The following is a 958-nucleotide window of genomic DNA, read 5'->3' as shown; positions in this document are numbered from 1 at the left end:
TACGCGAGTATCATTCCGCCGTAACCATAAATTTAGCAAAAAGGCTCGAAATTCCGATTAGGAATTTCAGCCGTAATGAACTATAGCCGTTGTTGGCTACAGTTTTTTTAATTCCGATATAATTGTTTTTCCTAATTCAAAGAATGCCTCATTCCAATCTATTTCTTTTTTCTCTGCATATAATCGTACTTGGTTCGGCCAGCCTTGATTCGAACCAAAGATATTATATTCAGATTCAAGATGTTTTTTTAGTAAAGTCGTGAAAAATTTGTTGTCAGAACCAGCTTCAAATCCATGTATAAAGGAAGTAATAGTATTCCTGTCGATCGGATGTATCCACATGAAAGTTCTGTCAAAGAAATGTTCAAGTGTTTTAACTTCTTTATTGGTCATTTAGTTCTTTTTGCTCAATTCATTTGGATTAAAACCGTACATAAATTTATTTAGTAGTCCATTTGAGCTTTGCAGTTCGACAATATCCATTAGCTCCTCAATGTATGTGCAAACTCTCTCTCGGTCTTCGGTATCCAATTCTAAATAAACGTCCGAAAAATTCGAAAGTCCAATTCCGATTTTTTCTTGATATTTTTTGTCAGTCGGATTTTTAGATTCCGAAACAGTTTTAAAATCCGATGCGATTTGATTTATTTTCTCCGTAAAAACTGGTCGCATTTTTTCATCTGCAATTCCTGGGTAGTGGTTTTCAGCCACGAACTTTTTCTTAGCAATAAACTCCGCAAACTTTTCATTCGCATTTTCAGGTGTTTTCATTTCATTCGCATTTTGTCCACAAGCAGAAAGAGTTAAAAGAATAATTAAAATTTGAATGTATTTCGTCATTTTTCAAATTGTAGCCAACGGGTTTGGCTATGGTTTCGTTACGGAATGGTACGCGAGTATCATTCCGCCGTAACCATAAATTTAGCAAAAAGGCTTGAAATTCCGATTAGGAATTTCA

At 34.7% G+C, this 958-nt stretch carries 2 protein-coding genes; both read right to left on the bottom strand.

Features of this window, described 5'->3' with window-relative positions:
• Positions 1-96 precede the first annotated feature (96 nt).
• Positions 97-393: a hypothetical protein gene (locus LBU54_RS15275; protein ID WP_224531987.1), complete on the bottom strand. Its 297-nt coding sequence runs from the start codon at positions 391-393 to the stop codon at positions 97-99.
• Positions 394-771, bottom strand: a complete 378-nt coding sequence (locus tag LBU54_RS15270) for a DUF4844 domain-containing protein (protein ID WP_224531986.1) — start codon at positions 769-771, stop codon at positions 394-396. It abuts the gene before it with no gap.
• Between the last annotated feature and the right edge of the window lie 187 nt (positions 772-958).

The sequence above is a fragment of the Winogradskyella alexanderae genome (assembly GCF_020166335.1).
Lineage (GTDB): Bacteria > Bacteroidota > Bacteroidia > Flavobacteriales > Flavobacteriaceae > Winogradskyella > Winogradskyella alexanderae.
Note: the sequence above shows the minus strand (reverse complement) of the source record. Positions and strands in the feature narration are given on the sequence as shown.

What these genes read in the sequence shown, in the direction of transcription:
- LBU54_RS15275 (WP_224531987.1), bottom strand. Translation starts at nt 393, where the DNA reads ATGACCAATAAAGAAGTTAAAACACTTGAACATTTCTTTGACAGAACT.
- LBU54_RS15270 (WP_224531986.1), bottom strand. Translation starts at nt 771, where the DNA reads ATGAAAACACCTGAAAATGCGAATGAAAAGTTTGCGGAGTTTATTGCT.